We start from the raw sequence: 379 nt of genomic DNA, 5'->3' as shown, positions 1-379 counted from the left end.
AGCGGCTTTAGTTTTGCCCTTCGGAAACTTTGTCCCAGTAAGATTCACAGGTGATTTCTTCGTATTCCTCTACGTCTTAGCGATGTTTTCAGTTGCTATGATGATAGCGGGCTTTAGTGTAAACAGCACATATACGAATGCTGGAGCAAACAGAGAAATGATGCTCATCCTAAGTATTGAACCTGTGTTAGGTGTGGCAATTGGAATATTCGCTTTGAATGCTCATTCATTAAGCATAAGTGGAATCCCACTCAACTTAACGTTTACTCCATCAACAATCTTAGCTTACGCTCTCTTAGCTTACGCTGTTTATGCTGAAGGTGGCTTCATACCTTTCGACATAGCTGAGGCAGAGCCGGAGATACTCGAAAGATCGGAA

The 379-nt window shown here is 42.5% G+C and carries 1 protein-coding gene; it reads left to right on the top strand.

Translation table 11 applies throughout. From position 1 onward, the window contains the following. On the top strand, positions 1-379 hold a 379-nt coding region (locus E3E36_RS12835), incomplete at both ends, for an NADH-quinone oxidoreductase subunit H (RefSeq protein ID WP_206203775.1).

The organism is Thermococcus sp. M36 (genome assembly GCF_012027355.1).
Taxonomy (GTDB): Archaea; Methanobacteriota_B; Thermococci; order Thermococcales; family Thermococcaceae; genus Thermococcus.
This window is presented reverse-complemented; position numbering and strand designations above follow the sequence as displayed.